Source organism: Acinetobacter sp. ANC_7654 (genome assembly GCF_056779855.1).
Map to the genome: position 1 here is coordinate 13,008 of NZ_JBWYIR010000016.1, position 17,182 is coordinate 30,189.

Annotated in this window: 15 protein-coding genes and 1 pseudogene; 10 read left to right on the forward strand and 6 right to left on the reverse strand. The window is 38.5% G+C overall.

What is annotated here, in order from left to right:
• From guaD to AC1M86_RS14355, 4 genes are all read left to right on the forward strand, one after another.
• Positions 1–1,332, forward strand: coding sequence for a guanine deaminase (gene guaD, locus AC1M86_RS14340; RefSeq protein WP_481593978.1), 1,332 nt, complete (start codon positions 1–3; stop codon positions 1,330–1,332).
• The gene (locus tag AC1M86_RS14345; RefSeq protein WP_257219949.1) at positions 1,298–1,429 is read left to right on the forward strand and encodes a hypothetical protein; all 132 of its coding nucleotides are present in this window, start codon (positions 1,298–1,300) and stop codon (positions 1,427–1,429) included. The genes guaD and AC1M86_RS14345 overlap by 35 nt, the downstream gene beginning before the upstream one ends.
• A 136-nt stretch (positions 1,430–1,565) precedes the next feature.
• Complete coding sequence (hpt, locus tag AC1M86_RS14350; protein ID WP_035268589.1) at positions 1,566–2,093, forward strand: hypoxanthine phosphoribosyltransferase; 528 nt, start codon at positions 1,566–1,568, stop codon at positions 2,091–2,093.
• A gap of 148 nt (positions 2,094–2,241) precedes the next feature.
• Positions 2,242–2,493, forward strand: a complete 252-nt coding sequence (locus tag AC1M86_RS14355; RefSeq protein ID WP_035268591.1) for a GlsB/YeaQ/YmgE family stress response membrane protein — start codon at positions 2,242–2,244, stop codon at positions 2,491–2,493.
• Between the two features lie 52 nt (positions 2,494–2,545).
• On the opposite strand, the gene AC1M86_RS14360 is transcribed toward AC1M86_RS14355, so the two are convergent.
• Positions 2,546–3,247 (reverse strand): DsbC family protein, encoded by a 702-nt coding sequence (locus tag AC1M86_RS14360; protein WP_481608233.1) that lies wholly within the window; start codon positions 3,245–3,247, stop codon positions 2,546–2,548.
• 217 nt (positions 3,248–3,464) lie between these two features.
• Between AC1M86_RS14360 and AC1M86_RS14365 the strand changes: the two genes are divergently transcribed.
• Positions 3,465–4,658 carry an MFS transporter gene (locus tag AC1M86_RS14365; RefSeq protein WP_092768718.1) on the forward strand — a complete coding sequence of 398 codons (1,194 nt, stop codon included), beginning with the start codon at positions 3,465–3,467 and terminating at the stop codon, positions 4,656–4,658.
• Positions 4,659–4,705: 47 nt separating this feature from the next.
• Here AC1M86_RS14365 and mnmE read toward each other — a convergent pair whose 3' ends face one another.
• From mnmE to rpmH, 5 genes and pseudogenes are all read right to left on the reverse strand, one after another.
• Positions 4,706–6,070, reverse strand: coding sequence for a tRNA uridine-5-carboxymethylaminomethyl(34) synthesis GTPase MnmE (gene mnmE / locus AC1M86_RS14370; protein ID WP_481608234.1), 1,365 nt, complete (start codon positions 6,068–6,070; stop codon positions 4,706–4,708).
• Between the two features lie 80 nt (positions 6,071–6,150).
• The gene (yidC, locus tag AC1M86_RS14375) at positions 6,151–7,905 is read right to left on the reverse strand and encodes a membrane protein insertase YidC (protein WP_481608235.1); all 1,755 of its coding nucleotides are present in this window, start codon (positions 7,903–7,905) and stop codon (positions 6,151–6,153) included.
• A gap of 5 nt (positions 7,906–7,910) precedes the next feature.
• Positions 7,911–8,232 (reverse strand): annotated as a pseudogene (yidD, locus tag AC1M86_RS14380) (membrane protein insertion efficiency factor YidD).
• A 9-nt stretch (positions 8,233–8,241) separates the two neighbouring features.
• A complete protein-coding gene (gene rnpA / locus AC1M86_RS14385; RefSeq protein ID WP_035268604.1) occupies positions 8,242–8,634 on the reverse strand; it encodes a ribonuclease P protein component in 393 nt (130 codons plus the stop codon).
• Between the two features lie 32 nt (positions 8,635–8,666).
• The gene (gene rpmH / locus AC1M86_RS14390; protein ID WP_000831329.1) at positions 8,667–8,801 is read right to left on the reverse strand and encodes a 50S ribosomal protein L34; all 135 of its coding nucleotides are present in this window, start codon (positions 8,799–8,801) and stop codon (positions 8,667–8,669) included.
• 644 nt (positions 8,802–9,445) lie between these two features.
• On the opposite strand from rpmH, the gene dnaA reads away from it, so the two are divergent.
• From dnaA to AC1M86_RS14415, 5 genes are all read left to right on the forward strand, one after another.
• Entirely contained in the window at positions 9,446–10,831 is a 1,386-nt protein-coding gene (gene dnaA, locus AC1M86_RS14395; protein ID WP_035268607.1) for a chromosomal replication initiator protein DnaA, read from the forward strand.
• 106 nt (positions 10,832–10,937) lie between these two features.
• Positions 10,938–12,086, forward strand: a complete 1,149-nt coding sequence (gene dnaN, locus AC1M86_RS14400) for a DNA polymerase III subunit beta (RefSeq protein ID WP_180028822.1) — start codon at positions 10,938–10,940, stop codon at positions 12,084–12,086.
• 29 nt (positions 12,087–12,115) lie between these two features.
• Positions 12,116–13,198: a DNA replication/repair protein RecF gene (recF, locus tag AC1M86_RS14405; protein ID WP_035268612.1), complete on the forward strand. Its 1,083-nt coding sequence runs from the start codon at positions 12,116–12,118 to the stop codon at positions 13,196–13,198.
• Positions 13,199–13,253: 55 nt separating this feature from the next.
• The gene (gene gyrB, locus AC1M86_RS14410) at positions 13,254–15,722 is read left to right on the forward strand and encodes a DNA topoisomerase (ATP-hydrolyzing) subunit B (protein WP_035268615.1); all 2,469 of its coding nucleotides are present in this window, start codon (positions 13,254–13,256) and stop codon (positions 15,720–15,722) included.
• A gap of 307 nt (positions 15,723–16,029) precedes the next feature.
• Positions 16,030–17,037, forward strand: coding sequence for a putative solute-binding protein (locus tag AC1M86_RS14415; RefSeq protein WP_481589590.1), 1,008 nt, complete (start codon positions 16,030–16,032; stop codon positions 17,035–17,037).
• The last annotated feature ends 145 nt before the right edge of the window (positions 17,038–17,182 follow it).

Genomic DNA, 17,182 nt, shown 5'->3' on the forward strand with positions numbered 1-17,182 from the left:
ATGTCTTCTGTAGTTGCATCGACGGCGATTCGCGGTCGCTTCCTAGATATTCAGAATACGGTTGCCCAAGCGCGTGAAATTCACGACCAAGTGCGTTACGTAGAAGATGGTTTATTGATTACTCAAGCGGGTAAAATTCAATGGTTTGGTCGTTGGGAAGATGGGCAACAACAGCTCCGTCAGCTTGAATCCTCTATCCAAGTTGAGCATTACCCAGATCAACTGATTGTTCCTGGTTTTATCGATACGCATATTCACTTTCCTCAAACTGAAATGGTAGGTGCGTATGGTGAACAATTACTCGAATGGCTGAACACTTATACCTTTCCTACAGAAATCCAATTTCAAGACAAAGCTTATGCAGACCAAATTGCACACTTTTTTGTCAATGAGCTGCTGAAAAATGGCACAACGACTGCATTGGTTTTTTGTACAGTTCATAAAGAATCTGTTGATGCACTATTTGAAGCGGCAGAACAATACCAGATGCGTTTGATTGCAGGCAAAGTATTGATGGATCGTCATGCACCTGAAACACTGATAGACACCGCTGAAAATGCTTATACAGATAGCAAAGAATTGATTGAGAAATGGCATGGTAAAGGTCGAAACCTTTATGCTATTACGCCTCGCTTTGCGCCTACCTCTACACCAGAACAATTAAAAAGAGCAGGGCAGTTAAAAACTGAATATCCTGATGTATATATTCATACTCATTTGAGTGAAAACACCAATGAAATCGCTTGGGTGAAAGAGCTTTTTCCTGAGCAAAATGGCTATTTAGATGTGTATCACCACTATGGATTAACAGGCAATAAATCTGTTTTCGCTCACTGCGTTCATTTAGAAGAGCATGAATGGGATTGTATGCATCAAACAAACTCTGCAATCGCCTTCTGCCCGACTTCAAACCTCTTTCTAGGAAGTGGATTGTTTCCATTGAAAAAAACCTGGGATAAACAAGTCAAAGTCGGTCTTGGCACAGACATCGGTGCGGGGACTTCATTTAATCAGCTTCAAACGCTGAATGAAGCCTATAAAGTTCAACAACTCCAAGGCGACAAATTATCTGCATTTGAATCGCTTTATCATGCGACCCTAGGTGGAGCAAAAGCATTAGCGCTCGAGGATAAACTTGGTAACTTTAATATTGGAAAAGAAGCGGATTTTGTTGTATTAAATTTGAATGCCACTGCATTACAAACATTAAGACAACAACGCGCTAAAAATATTGAAGATGCACTTTTCGCATTGTTTACCATGGGTGATGATCGAAATATTGAGGCGACTTATATTTATGGACAAAAAGCATATCAACAATCAGCATCCTAATGCTCAGACTCAACCACAACACCCAATTAAAAAATATGTGTTGATTGGTGCTGTATTCTTAGTTTGTGCTGTCGTACTAAAACGCGATGCGCATTAATAAACCATTAGTTTACATTTCGTTTTTTTAAAAAGGGTGCAACATTCTGGGATATGTTTTAAAATCGAAGCATATTTCAGGTGTTGCAGGTCAACACCTTTTTTAATTTTAGAATTGTTGTTTTAGGTATCTACCCATGACCATTGACATGAAAGTGTTGATTTCCGCTGAAGAAATTCAAGCGAAAGTTAATGAACTTGGTAATCAAATTAATGCTCACTATGCAAATAGTGATCGAGAATTGGTTCTTGTAGGCTTACTTCGCGGTTCAGTGATTTTCATGGCAGACCTATGCCGCACAATTGAAAAACCACACGAACTCGACTTTATGACAGTTTCAAGTTACGGCAGTGGAACGACTTCTAGTCGTGATGTTAAAATTCTAAAAGACCTTGATGGTGAAATTCGTGGTAAAGATGTTCTTGTCGTAGAGGACATCATCGATTCAGGCAATACGCTGAGTAAAGTGGTAGAAATCCTTGAAACTCGTGAGCCAAACTCTATCAAACTTTGCACGCTGATCAGTAAGCCTTCTCGAAGAGAAATCGACTTGGAAGTAGAGTTTCTAGGATTTGAAGTTGAAGATAAATTTATCGTAGGTTATGGACTAGATTACGATCAAAAATACCGTCACATTCCATTCATTGGTGAAATCGGTCTGTAATTTTTTTAAGAAAGTGGCATATGCCACTTTTTTTATAAACAACAAAATAACAACAACATGTAGCGTGATTCTTCTTTTCAAACATCGATACATAATCAACTATATTTGAGCGACACAATAAAAATTCATGATAAAAAGGAGAACAAATATGTTTTCACTTATTGGAGCTATTCTTATCGGTTTTATAGCAGGTTTAATTGCTCGCGCAATTCATCCTGGTGACGATAAAGCAGGCTTCATCGTCACGACGTTATTAGGTATTGCTGGTTCATTACTTGCTACATATGGTGGACGCCTTCTTAATATTTATCCCGAAGGTTCATCGGCAGGTTTTATTGCTTCAGTCATAGGTGCAATTATCGTTCTGTTTATTTATAACCTCGTTACCAAAAAATCTTAACGAAAAAAAGCACCTTGTTAAGGTGCTTTTTTTCATTTCTATGAACTAGGTTTTATAAGTTCAGCTCTTTCCAAATTTTTTCAATTTCTGAAGCTGGATAAGCGCCTGTTACCTTAAATCCATTTTCAAAAATAATTGCTGGCGTTCCTTGAACACCTAGACGACGTCCAAGTTCCAAATTTCTTTCAATAGGGTTTGAACAATCAGCTTGGGCTGTTGGTTGTTGATTCTTTTGTAAAAGGACATTCCATGCAAACTCACGGTTTGCGGAGCACCAAACTTGTTTAGAGGGCTGGATCGATTGAGATTTAATTGGATACATAAACGTATAAATTGTCACATCTTTTAACTGGCTTAAATTATTTTCAAGCGTCTTACAATATGGACAATTTGGGTCAGAAAAGATCGCGAGCTGACGCTTACCATTCCCCCTTACAGTCTTAATGGCATCTTGAAGTGGAAGTTGTTTAAAGTCGACTGAATTATGTTTCAGCACCAAATCACGTGTTAGATTTTTTTGATCTTCGATACGAATCATTGATCCAAAGAATAAATGCTTAGCTTCTTCATCAATATAAATAATCTGATTGTCTAAAGATCCGCTATAGAGACCTTTCATCTCAGTTTTTTGTAAATTTTGAATATTCAATTTTGGGTGCTGCGTTTTAATTTTTTGCTGAAGCAATTCAATATTCGCAAAACTAGAACTTGTAGACAGTGCAAGTAAAGCACTGATTAAAATTTTTTTATACATAAGTTGAGCATATGTTTGATGGATATTATTGCTTATTCTAATCTTCTACTTTCTACAAAGATCAGTTTTTATGTAATTTTAAACCTCATAAATTGTTTCACGTGAAACCAAATATGACAGTTGAATTTTAACTGATTGAAGATAATTGACTCATGCTTAACAGTCGACATAGACTAATGAATCTTCGTATCAGCACTGCTGTTCTATAAGACAAATAATGAATGAAAACCAATCGTGGCGAGATTTTATTCTCGTAAGTATCGCACTCTGTATCGGCACCATTGGAACAGCGCTTGCTAGCCCACTTTATCCAATTTACCAAGAATTATGGGGGTTAAACCCGAGCGATATCACCTTTATTTTCGTTTCCTACATGCTAGGGTGCCTGACCACCTTACTGTTTTTGGGCAGAACCAGTAATACCATTGGTTATGTAAAAACTATGCAACTTGGGCTCATTTTTATCACCATTGGCTTGTTAATGTCTATCTTTGCGAGCGATGTCATGTCTCTCTCATGGGGAAGATTTATCATTGGTATCGCATCTGGATTGATGACAACATCTGCTCTTATTGGGCTTATTCAAACTGTTCCAACTTCCCATAAACAAATTGCACCACAATTAAGCTCAATCATTACTGCTGTTGGATTTGGGTTAGGTCCTTTATTTGGGGGATTTTTTGCTGAATTCTTTGCATATCCTTTGGTAATACCTTATGTACCCATTGTGATAGGTTCAATATTTTGCTTCTTTAGTCTATTTACACTCAAACCTATACCTTTTGATGTGCAAAAATTTAATTTTGCTCCCAAATTATTAACACCACAATCACATGATCGCACTCAATTTTTTATACTGAGCTTGACTGCATTTGCTGTTTTTGCAGGATTTAGTTTATACGCCTCACTATCTCCTTCATTTGTTAAAGACATTTTGCCTTGGCACGGTCCACTGATTAGTGGTTCTGCCATTACTGTCATTTTACTGATTTCAGCTGCGACACAATTTTTTTCAAGATCAATCAAACCGCAATCCAGCCTATTACTCGGTATCATGACTTGCTTCATGAGCGTGATCGCTTTATTCCTCTGTATGGAGTTTAAAATTAGCTGGTTATTTTTCCTAAGCGATGGTCTGTTTGGGATTGGACATGGCTTAGCTTTACTTGGGGCTTTCGGACTTATTCATCACATGACCACACCTCACAATCGAGCCGCCGTCATGTCTACTTATCTCTTTATCGGCTATCTCGGAACGATTCTACCCATCCTAGCAGTAGGATATTTAGCTGACCATTTTGGGCTTACAAATGCAGTGATTTGGTTCTGTATTGCAATTTCAATCTTACTGATTGTTTTATTCATAAAGCAGATGATGGTTAAGCCAAGCAAGTTACCTTTAGCCAATTAACCAAAAAGCCCATTACTGGGCTTTTTAAACCACAGATAAAAACTCGTTTACTTCCCGATACAGAAAGAGCCAAAGATTTTTCCGAGTAAATCATCCGCACTAAAATCACCAGTAATTTCACCTAATGCATTCTGTGCGAGACGTAACGATTCTGCGACAAGCTCTCCTGCATGGTAAACAACAAGTTGTTCACGAGCTTCCGCAAGATAAGATTGAGTGCGCTTCATTGCGTCTAGGTGGCGTGTTCTTGCAATAAAGGTATCTTCTTCAGGCTGAAAGCCTGCATGTGCTGTAATCGCATCTACAAGCGATTGAACACCCATTTCTTGCTTGGCTGAGACCGTAATGTGTCTAAAGCCTTGGAGATCAGCAACTTTAGCTTCACCATCTACTAAATCACATTTGTTAGCGATTAAAATTAAGCGTTTAGGATCGATATAATTAGCAAAGTAAGTATCTGCCAAATGCATCGGATCTTCACCTTGACTCAAATCGTAAACCAAGAGTAGGAGATCAGCATTTTCTATTTCTTTAATCGCTCGACGAATACCTTCCTTCTCAACAATATCTCCCGTTTCACGCAGCCCTGCTGTATCCGTCAGGGTAATTGGCAAACCATTTAGGCTTATTTTCTCGTGTAGTACATCACGCGTTGTACCTGCAATGTCCGTTACAATCGCGCGCTCAACACCAGCCAATGCATTCAATAAACTCGATTTACCTGCATTGGGTTTCCCTGCAATCACCACTTGTAAACCTTCACGCAGAAGTTGACCTTGGCGTGCTGATTGTTGTACTGCACCCACTGATGCTTGCACATCTTCCAATAACGCTAAAATTTTTCCATCTGCAAGAAAATCAATTTCCTCTTCAGGAAAATCAATCGCCGCCTCAACATGTAATCGTAAGTGAATGAGTTTTTCTAATACTGTATTTACTTTGGCCGAAAATGCGCCTTGCAATGAACGTACTGCAGAACGAGCAGCTGCTTGTGAAGTAGCATCAATTAAATCAGCAATTGATTCGGCTTGGACTAAATCCATTTTTCCATTTTCAAAAGCGCGCATTGAAAACTCACCCGCTTTTGCTGCAATTGCGCCTAACTCTAACAGTCGGCCCAATAATGTATTTTGAATCACCGGTCCACCATGACCTTGTAACTCAACTACATCTTCACCCGTAAAAGAATTCGGATTTGGAAAACAAATGACTAAACCCTCATCCATGACTTGCCCATTCGCATCAAGAAATTGACGAAATGCAGCATAACGAGCAGGACCGAGTGCCTTACCAGTTAAAGCCTCTGCTATGGCATATGCTTTAGGACCAGACAGTCGAATTACACCTACACCTCCACGACCTGGCGGTGTTGCAATCGCAGCAATAGTGGTTTGATGTTGTAGGTTCGTCATTGAAATGATCTCAAAGCAAGGCAAAAAAAATCCGCCTAAGGATATCACCTTAAGCGGATCGATTCAGCTACTAACAAAACTTAGTTCGTAGATGCTGTATCTTCTTTTGCTAAGCGAGCTTTCTCAACACTCTTATTAATCAGACCTTGCTGAAGAATCGTGATCAAGTTGTTGACAATCCAGTAAAGCACAAGTCCAGCAGGGAAGAACAATAAGAATACCGTGAAAATAATCGGCATAAACTTAAAGACTTTTGCTTGCATTGGATCTGTCGGCTGTGGGTTCAACATTTGTTGAACATACATCGTCACACCCATCAACAATGGTAGGATAAACCATGGGTCCATTGCAGATAAATCTTGAATCCAACCTAACCAAGGAGCGTGGCGTAACTCAACAGACTCCATGAGCACCCAATACAAAGCCAAGAAAATTGGCATTTGAAGAAGTAAAGGTAAACAACCGGATAATGGATTGACTTGTTCACGCTTATAAAGTGCCATCATTTCTTGTGAGAAACGCATACGGTCTTCGCCGAACTCTTCTTTCATGCGTTGCATTTCTGGTGCAATCACACGCATTTTTGCCATAGAGCGATAGCTCTTAGATGAAAGAGGCCAAAGAATAAGTTTCACAAGAATTGTCAATAGAATAATTGACCAACCCCAGTTTCCAACAATGCCATGGAAGAATTGCAAACCTAAGAATAGCAATTTCGCAATTGGCCATAACCAACCATAATCAACCGTTTGATTTAAACCAGCTGCCAAGTCTTTCAATTCAGATTGAATTTTTGGACCTGAGTAGAATGTTGCATCAACAGTCATTGTTTTGCCAGCTGGTACATTAATGGTAGGCGAAGTAAAGCCAATGATATTCATACCATCAGCAGATTTACGTGACTCCATTTTTGCAGAATACGGCTGGTTACCGAAGTTACCAGGCACCCAAGCACTTACAAAGTAATGCTGAACCATTGCAACCCAACCACCTTGAGCCTCAACACTTAACTTTTCTTCATTAAAATTATCAAATTTTAATTTGTTATAGTGCTCATCAGGTGTACCCCAAGCACCACCTAAATAAGTGCCCAGCGTAAAGATTCCTTGATCAGTTTTACCTGGATCTTCAGAGTTGTCACGTTTGATCTGACCAAACATTTGACCTTGCCAGTTTTGCTGACTACGGTTAATCACTTGATAACTTACGTTAACTGGATATGCACCTTCTTGGAAAGTGAACGTTTTGATGATTTCAACACCATCAGCCGTTTTTAATACCATTGGTACTTTTAACACTTTCTCAGCTTCACCATCTTTATTGGTGGTTGCTTGAGCATCAGCTAAAGTATAAGTCGACTTTTCAAACTCAAATGTTGGACGTCCACTACGGCTACTGTCAGGTCCATTTAAACCAATTAAACCTGATTGAGCGACATAAGTACGTTTCTCATCATTTTCAAGCATAACGAACGGTTGTTCACTATTTTTACTTTTATCATGATTGAGTAGTTCAACACGGACAATGTCACCACCTTTAGGGTTAATCCAAAGATGATATAAATCAGTTTGAACAGCAACTAATTGTTGATTTGCTGTTGCAGGTGTAGTTGTGTCTTGTTGTTCAGCTGCAATATTTGCTTGCGGTATATCAGTTAAACCCGCTGTCGTTTGGCTCGTTGGCAGATCAGCAGAAACATCTTGGGCAACGACGGCAGCAGGTGCTGTCGCAGCAGTTGTTTCAGTTTGACCATAGTCTTTTTGCCAAGCAAGAATAAGCAAATATGCGGTGACAAACATGGCCCCGAGAATTGCAAACCTGGCCCATTGTTGCATATCGATTACCCCAATTGGTTAGAGTGATTTTTGGTTCAATAAACGCTCACGCAAGGGTACAGTAACGTGAGTCATTTGAGAATCTATTTGCTGAAATGAAATAAAACGAATTGCTTTTTTGGGAACAGGATCATATCCACTTCCACCCCACGGATGGCAACGACAAATCCGTCGCGTTGCATACCAGACACCTTTAATCGGGCCATGTATATGAATAGCTTCTAACGAGTATTGAGAACAAGTTGGGAAATAACGGCAACGAGGTCCAAGGAGCGGACTAATCGCAATTTGATAGAAACGAATCAACCAATGCAATATACGGACCATTGGCCACCTCTAACTTTGAGGAGAGGGAACTGATATTTTATGATGTTTTTTTACAAGACGCTGTAGCTTCTGCCATGCAAATTGTAATTGCTTATGCAATTCAGCATTCGGAATCGACTCAATACCTACCTTAGGCATGACCACAATATCCAATAAATCTATATCTTGCTGATTTAAGCGAAAACTTTCGCGAGCAATACGTTTTATTCGATTTCTTTCATGTGCACGGCGCACTTTCTTTTTAGCAACAACAATACCTAAACGGCTTTTAGGCTGTTTAGTCGGTGTAGCTAAAAATAAGAAATGGGGTTGATGCACTTTAAAAAGCGCACCATCAAATACACCTTTGTAATCTGCAGCACAGCGGATTCTCACCTCTGGACTGAAACTATAAAGTGTCATAACACCCAAATCGTCGATAAACTAAACTGGTATTAAACAGTTAAGCTGTGACGACCTTTTGCACGACGACGAGCTAATACTTGACGGCCAGCTTTAGTCGCCATACGAGCACGGAAACCATGAACGCGTTTACGCTTTAATTCAGATGGTTGGAAAGTACGTTTCATATCGAAACTCCAAAGTTGGTGTTCTATAAAGGTTCGCGATTGTATTGTGCATTGTTTGTTCTGTCAATATTAAACAGTATTGTGTAACACTTTTGATGAAAGTTGCTTGAGTCTGAGAAAGATACAAATTTGTTAAATAATCTATTTATACACAAAATAAATATATGTTTTTATTATAGTATTTAAGTTAACCACAGAAATATCCATAAACTTATACACAAGATGAAATTTAATTATGGCTGATTTTTAAATTTGAATTTAAATTTAAACACAAGGAATGATTATCCACAGAAAACCGAATCTTATTAAATAAATTCAAATTTATAAATTTAAATTTATTACTATTAGGGTTGTAATTTTCTATGGATAAGGCATTATTTTTTTTTAAATATATATACTTAGGTTGTTGATAACTATGTTTTCATATTTTTTATAGATTGTGGATAAGTTATTGCTTTTATTTATCCACAGTTTGTGGAAAACCTTATCCACACCCTGTTTTAAATTTAAATTTAGACTTTTAAATTTGATTATTTGTGTTTAAAGTTCAAAATTACTCATGACATATGTGGATAACTTGGGTATGATTGCCTCCCCAATCTCATGGGGTTGTTTTTAAATTTAAATGGAATGAGGGGTTTCACATGCTGTGGACAGACTGCTTAAATCGCTTGCGACAAGAGCTCTCAGATAATGTCTTTGCAATGTGGATACGTCCATTGGTTGCCGAAGAGGTAGATGGTGTTTTAAAGCTTTATGCACCTAATCCTTACTGGACACGCTATATTCAAGAACATCATTTAGAATTAATTAGCATTCTTGCAGAACAAATGTCTGAAGGACGTGTTTGTAAAGTTGAAATTTTAGTCGACTCACGACCAGGCGCGATTTTATCTGCTTCAGAGCAACCTGCGACAACAACTGCAGCGCTTGAGTCTTCAGCAGCAGCACCTGTAGTCAGAGCAAAAAAAGAAAGCAATGAGCAGCAAAATACAAAAACATCAAAAAAACGATTATTAAATCCGCTGTTTAATTTTGCATTGTTCGTCGAAGGGCGTTCAAATCAGATGGCGGCAGAAACCTGCCGTAAAGTGTTAACTCAGTTAGGCGAACCTCAACATAACCCGTTATTTTTATACGGTCCGACTGGTTTAGGTAAGACACACTTGATGCAAGCAGTGGGTAATGCTTTATTACAAGCTAAACCAAATGCTCGTGTGATGTACATGACTGCTGAAAGTTTTGTTCAGGATTTTGTGAGTTCACTTCAACAAGGTAAAGTCGAAGAATTTAAAAAAAATTGCCGTTCACTGGACTTACTTTTAGTGGATGATATCCATTTACTTGCAGGTAAAGAAGCCAGCTTAGTTGAGTTTTTTTACACGTTTAATGCCTTATTAGATGAATCTAAACAAATTATTTTGACCTCAGATCGCTATCCTAAAGAGTTGACCGAGTTAGATCCTCGTTTGGTATCTCGCTTTTCATGGGGATTATCGGTAGGGGTAGAACCGCCTGATATTGAAACTCGAATTGAGATTTTACTTAAAAAAGCTGAAAGTAATGGTATCGATTTGCCTCGTAACTGTGCGCTCTTTATTGCACAGCAAGTTGTGGCAAACGTACGTGAACTTGAGGGTGCATTAAATAAAGTCGTCGCGATTTCTCGTTTTAAAGGGACACCAATCGACTTAGATGTGGTGCGAGAATCACTGAAAGATGTTCTTGCGATTCGTGCTCGTACTATTAGCACCGAAAATATTCAGCGTGTAGTCAGTGAATATTTTCGTATCCCATTGAAAGAGTTGGTTGGACCTAAACGAACTCGTATCTATGCTCGACCACGTCAATTAGCAATGGGGCTTGCGAGAGAATTAACGGGCGACAGTTTTCCTGAAATTGGCATGGCATTTGGTGGTCGTGATCACAGTACAGTCATGCATGCCTGTGAAAAAGTGCAGAGTTTGTGTGCTGAAGATCCCATCTTTAATGAAGATTACAAAAATTTAATGCGCTTATTACAAAGCTAAATCTGTTTAAATTCTATTCTTGCAATGCGGCATATTCTGCCGCATAGTACATGATTAAAAGTGTTTTAGTCTGTCGTCGATATACTGTTTTTAGAGGAAATCCATCGTGCGTTTGAAGATCGCGAAAGAAAGCTTACTCAATGTTTTGTCTCATGTTGTAGGTGCTGTAGAACGTCGCCATACGTTAAATATTCTTTCAAACGTCAAAGTTCAGGTTACTCAAGATGCACTGACGATTACAGGTTCCGATCTTGAAGTTGAACTTGTTGCGAGTACAACGCTTTTAGAGGGAGCATGTTTACAAGCAGGTCAAACTACAGTACCCGCACGTAAATTGATGGATATCTGTAAATCTTTACCGACAGCAGCACTGATTGATTTACAAATCACAGAAGACCAGCGTTGTATTTTGAAATCTGGTAATAGCCGCTTTGTATTAGGAACATTATCTGCTGAGGATTACCCTTTATTAACGACTGAAAATAGTCAAGGGACTCAAGTTCAGGTCACTGAACGTGAACTAAAACGTTTATTTGAAAAAACCTCTTTTGCGATGGCTGTTCAGGATGTCCGTTTTTATCTTACAGGTACTTTACTTGAAATTGATGAAAATCAGCTTCGTGCAGTGACGACAGATGGACATCGTCTTGCTCTTTGTGAAACATTGGCCAGTTCAAATGCTTCGCAGTTAGTGCAAGCAATTGTGCCTCGTAAAGCGGTCGGTGAATTACAGCGTCTATTGAGTATCGAAGATAATCAACTCTCGCTGTTAATTGGTCGTGAGCTCCTGAATGTTACTTTGACAATTCCAAGCCGTGATAAAGAGCAGGGTGATATTACTGTTCGTATTACTACAAAATTAATTGATGGTAAATTCCCTGATTATCGACGTGTTATTCCTCGTGGCGGTGATAAAACAGTTACGATTGCACATGATATTTTCAAACAATCATTACAGCGAGTTGCTATCCTGAGTAATGAAAAATTACGTGGAGTATTTTTAAACTTCAATCCAGATTCACTGCAACTTCGTGCCAATAATCCAGAGCAAGATGAGGCAGTTGAAGATCTTGCGATTCAATACAATAATGCACCTATGGAAATGTCATTCAACGCACAATACATTTTGGATGTATTGAATGTGCTGGATGGTGATGATGTATTAATGACAATGACTGAGGCAAACCAATCTGTATTGGTTCAAGATCCTGCTCATCAAGATCAAACTTATGTCGTCATGCCGATGCGTGTTTAATGTTGTTTTTGATTTAGTTTAATCTGGTCATGTTCATTACGCGTTTAAATATCCAGCGTGTGAGAAATTTAAAAGCGGTTGCACTCCAAGAGTTGCAACCGTTTAATGTTTTTTATGGACAAAATGGTTCAGGAAAAACGTCTATATTAGAAGCAATTCACTTATTGGCCACTGGTCGATCTTTTCGTACACATATTCCTAAACATTACATTCAAAATCAAATGCAGGATGCGATTGTATTTGCACAGTCTGCTACTGAAAAGATTGGTATGCAAAAGCTAATTACAGGTGAGCAAAATATTAAAGTGAATGGGGATAGTATTGCCACGCAAGGACAGCTAGCCAAAATTTTACCATTACAGCTTATTGACCCTCTGAGTACAGATATTATTGATCACGGAGCTAAACCAAGACGACAATTGCTTGATTGGTTAATGTTTCACGTGGAACCAGATTTTTACTATGCATGGCAATTTTATTCTAGAGCATTAAAACAACGAAATAGCTTATTAAAATCAAAACGTAATCTGACGGTGCAAGATTTAGAAGCATGGAACAAAATGCTTAGTGAGTACGGTGAAATATTACATTTACAACGTCAGGCTATTGTTGAACAGTGGCAGATATTTTTTCAGCAAGATCTTAAAACACTATTACCAGATATCGAGATCCATATGGAGTATGCAGCAGGCTTTCATGTGGAACATGGCTTGGCTGAAGACTTGATTTTGTATCATCAAAAAGACTGCGAAAGACGCTATACAGAATATGGTCCACACCGTGCAGATTTAAAGTTAAAAACCCCAACAGGAGATGCAGATGCCGTACTGTCACGGGGGCAAAAAAAATTATTAATCATGGCTTTAAAATTGTCACAGATCGCAATGTTGCATGCGTCTAATAAGGAAACTGTGGTATTATTAGATGATGTGACAGCAGAATTAGATATAACCGCACAACAACGTTTAATTGAGCGATTGAGCCAACTTGGTAGTCAAGTTTTCATTACCACTTTAGACCATGAATCTGTACAAAAGCATTTACATGATTTGTCTATTTCCTATCAATTATTCAATGTTGAAAACGGTTCTGTTCAAGTTGTTGTGCAATAATTTTTTGAAGTTTTCTCCATCTTTGGATAGACCTTTTTTTCACTAGGGAGTAACCATGAGTTCAGAAGATCAAGCTGCTTCTCAAACAGAACAAACCATTGAAAAGGCTTATGATTCCTCTAGCATCAAGGTATTACGTGGTTTAGATGCAGTACGTAAGCGTCCAGGCATGTATATTGGTGATACGGATGATGGTACTGGTTTACACCATATGGTGTTTGAAGTGGTGGACAACTCGATTGATGAAGCCCTTGCTGGTCACTGTGATGAAATTCTAGTTACCATTCACGAAGACGAATCTGTTTCTGTCGCAGATAATGGTCGTGGAATTCCCACAGATATTCACCCTGAAGAAGGTGTATCTGCTGCTGAAGTCATCTTAACGATTCTTCATGCGGGTGGTAAGTTTGATGACAACAGCTATAAAGTTTCTGGTGGCTTACATGGTGTGGGTGTTTCAGTTGTAAATGCTTTGTCTAGTAAACTGGAACTCACAATTCATCGTGCTGGTAAAATTCATGAACAAGAATACCGCCATGGTGACCCTCAATACCCTTTAAAGGTGGTGGGCGATACAGATCGCTCAGGTACTCGTGTACGTTTTTATCCAAGTGCTGAAACATTCAGTCAGACCATTTTCAATGTCGATATTTTAGCTCGTCGTTTACGTGAACTGTCATTTTTAAATGCGGGCGTCCGAATTGTTCTACGTGACGAACGTGTTGGTTTAGAACATGTATTTGATTATGAGGGTGGTTTATCAGAATTCGTTAAATACATTAACGAAGGAAAAACGCATCTTAACGATATTTTTCACTTTACCACGCAAGCTGATAATGGCATTGGTGTTGAAGTTGCATTGCAATGGAATGATACGTACCAAGAAAACGTACGTTGCTTTACCAATAACATTCCTCAAAAAGATGGTGGTACTCACTTAGCTGGTTTCCGAGCTGCTTTAACTCGTGGCCTTAATAACTACATGGAAAACGAAAACTTACTCAAAAAAGAGAAGGTTGCAGTTTCTGGTGATGATGCACGTGAAGGTTTAACAGCAATTGTTTCAGTGAAAGTTCCTGATCCAAAATTCTCTTCTCAAACCAAAGAAAAACTGGTATCGAGCGAGGTAAAACCTGCTGTTGAACAAGCAATGAATAAAGCTTTTTCAGAGTATCTTCTTGAAAATCCAGCTGCAGCTAAATCAATTGCGGGTAAAATTATTGATGCCGCACGTGCACGCGATGCGGCGCGTAAAGCACGTGAAATGACTCGCCGTAAGAGTGCGCTTGATATAGCAGGTCTTCCTGGTAAATTGGCGGACTGTCAAGAAAAAGATCCAGCTTTATCTGAACTATATCTTGTCGAGGGTGATTCAGCAGGTGGTTCAGCGAAACAAGGTCGTAACCGTAAAATGCAAGCGATTTTACCGCTCAAAGGTAAAATCTTAAACGTGGAACGTGCTCGTTTTGACAAGATGATTTCTTCTGCTGAGGTCGGAACACTGATTACAGCATTAGGTTGTGGTATCGGTCGTGAAGAATATAATCCAGACAAATTACGTTACCACAAAATTATTATTATGACCGATGCGGACGTGGATGGTTCACATATTCGTACGCTGTTATTAACGTTCTTCTTCCGTCAAATGCCGGAATTAGTGGAACGTGGTCATATTTATATTGCTCAGCCACCACTTTATAAATTAAAGAAAGGTAAGCAAGAGCAGTATATTAAAGATAATGATGCGCTTGAAACATATTTAATTTCTAATGCAATTGATGAGTTGGCATTACATATCAGTGCTGACGCACCTGCGATTCGTGGTGAAGCGCTTGCAAAAGTCATTGCTGATTATCAGACATCACAAAAAAGCTTACAGCGATTAACGATTCGTTATCCTGCAACTTTGTTAGATGCTTTACTTGGTTTAGATGCATTTAAATTAGATCAAAATCAAGATGAAGCTTATGTGACGTCTTGGGCTGAGCAATTGCGTCAAGCAATTGAAACACAACAGCCAAGCTTAAGACCTGAATTCACGCTCGAAGCATTCGAAAAAGAACTCGCAGATGGTTCACGTGAAACACATTATTGGCCACGTTTAACAGTGTATGTACACAACCTTCCTCATCACTATTTATTAGATGCTGGTTTATTGGGTTCAGGTGAATATAAACGTTTACTTCAAAACTCAAAGAGTTGGTTTACGTTACTTGAAGACGGGGCTTATTTGCAAAAAGGTGAGCGTAAAGTCAATGTTGCTAACTTCCATCAAGTATGGCAACAAGTATTGGCAGATTCACGCCGTGGCATGATGATCCAACGCTATAAAGGCTTGGGCGAGATGAATGCAGAGCAGCTTTGGGAAACCACGATGGATCCTGAAAATCGTAATATGCTTCAAGTGACGATTGATGATGCAATTGAAGCAGATCGCATGTTCTCTTGTCTCATGGGTGATGATGTTGAACCACGTCGTGCATTTATTGAAGAGAATGCATTGAATGCAGATATTGATGCTTAATGCTATAAGTTAAAAAAAGCACTCTTAGGAGTGCTTTTTTTGTATCAATCTAAAATCTTAAGTCATTTTTTGGGAATTAATTTCAATAAAATGATGTGCTTGAAGTCACATATTTTATTTATTATATGAAATATAAAGATAATTAAATAAGCATTTACGAAATTAATAAATAATTAAAAATATAAAATTCAATAACTTATAATTAGATATTAAAAAATAGAGCAATAGCTCTATTTTTTTAAATAGAGAGTGATTAAAATTTTTGTCATGGAAAAGAATCCATTTAAATGCTTAAAAGGAACTAAGAATGAAAAAAACAACTCTGGCTTTATTGGCGGCTTCAACCATGGGTATGGTTTCAACTGCTCAAGCAAAGGTTGATGTGTGTGTATTTGATTTACTCGGTAAGTCTGGTGAATCGTTTCAAATGGCTCAAGAATGGGCATTGGCAGCAAAGGGCTGGGGTGCAGATATCAATCTGATTCCACGTCAAGATGAGGCTGTAGCCGATAATGATTTTAAAGCAGGTAAGTGTGATGCTGTTTTCTTAACAGCGATGCGTGCTCGTCAATATAACAAGTTTGTGGGTTCGATTGACTCTTTAGGTGGCGCACCATCAAATGCAATTGCACAACGTGCGATTACTTTTGCTTTAGACAAACGTAATGCTGCAAAGATGGTCACAAATCTCGGTGGGAAAAAATATGAAGTGGCTGGTATTGCACCACTAGGGGCAGCATATATTTTCGTGCGTGATAAAAAAATTGATTCAATCGAAAAAGCTGCAGGTAAGAAATTCGCAGTATTAAGCTATGACCCCGCACAAAAAATTATGGTGCAACGTGTCGGTGCTCAAGCAGTCGGATCTGATGTTTCAAACTTTGTTGCGAAGTTCAATAATGGTCAGGTGGATATGGTGGGTGCACCAGCATATGCCTATAAGCCTCTTGAAATTTATAAAGGTTTAGGTAGTACAGGGGCAATGTTTGATTTCCCTGTGGTACACATTACAGCAAACTTTGTGATGAAGCCTGAAAAATTCCCTGAAGGGTTTGGTCAAAAATCACGTGATTGGTTTGTTAAAAACTTGCCGAAAAGCTACGCAATGATCAAGCGTTTAGAGGGTGAAATTCCTGCTAAGTACAAAATGCAATTCTCAGCTGAAGAAAAGCTGAAATATCAAAAACTACTTCGTGATGGTCGTATGGATCTCACTAAACAAGGTATTTATGACAAAGAGATGATGTCTGTTCTTAAGAAAGCACGTTGCTCTGTCGATAAATCCAACTTCGAATGTTCTCTTGGTGGTGAATAATTCTGATTTCTAAAGAAAAAATCCTAGACCTGGTCTAGGATTTTTTTTATTCATTTTATGTCATTTTCGCCAATGCACATTTATAAGAAAAAAGTATGCTTTAATCACAATAAGTACTATTTAAATGATCTGTATCTAAAAACCA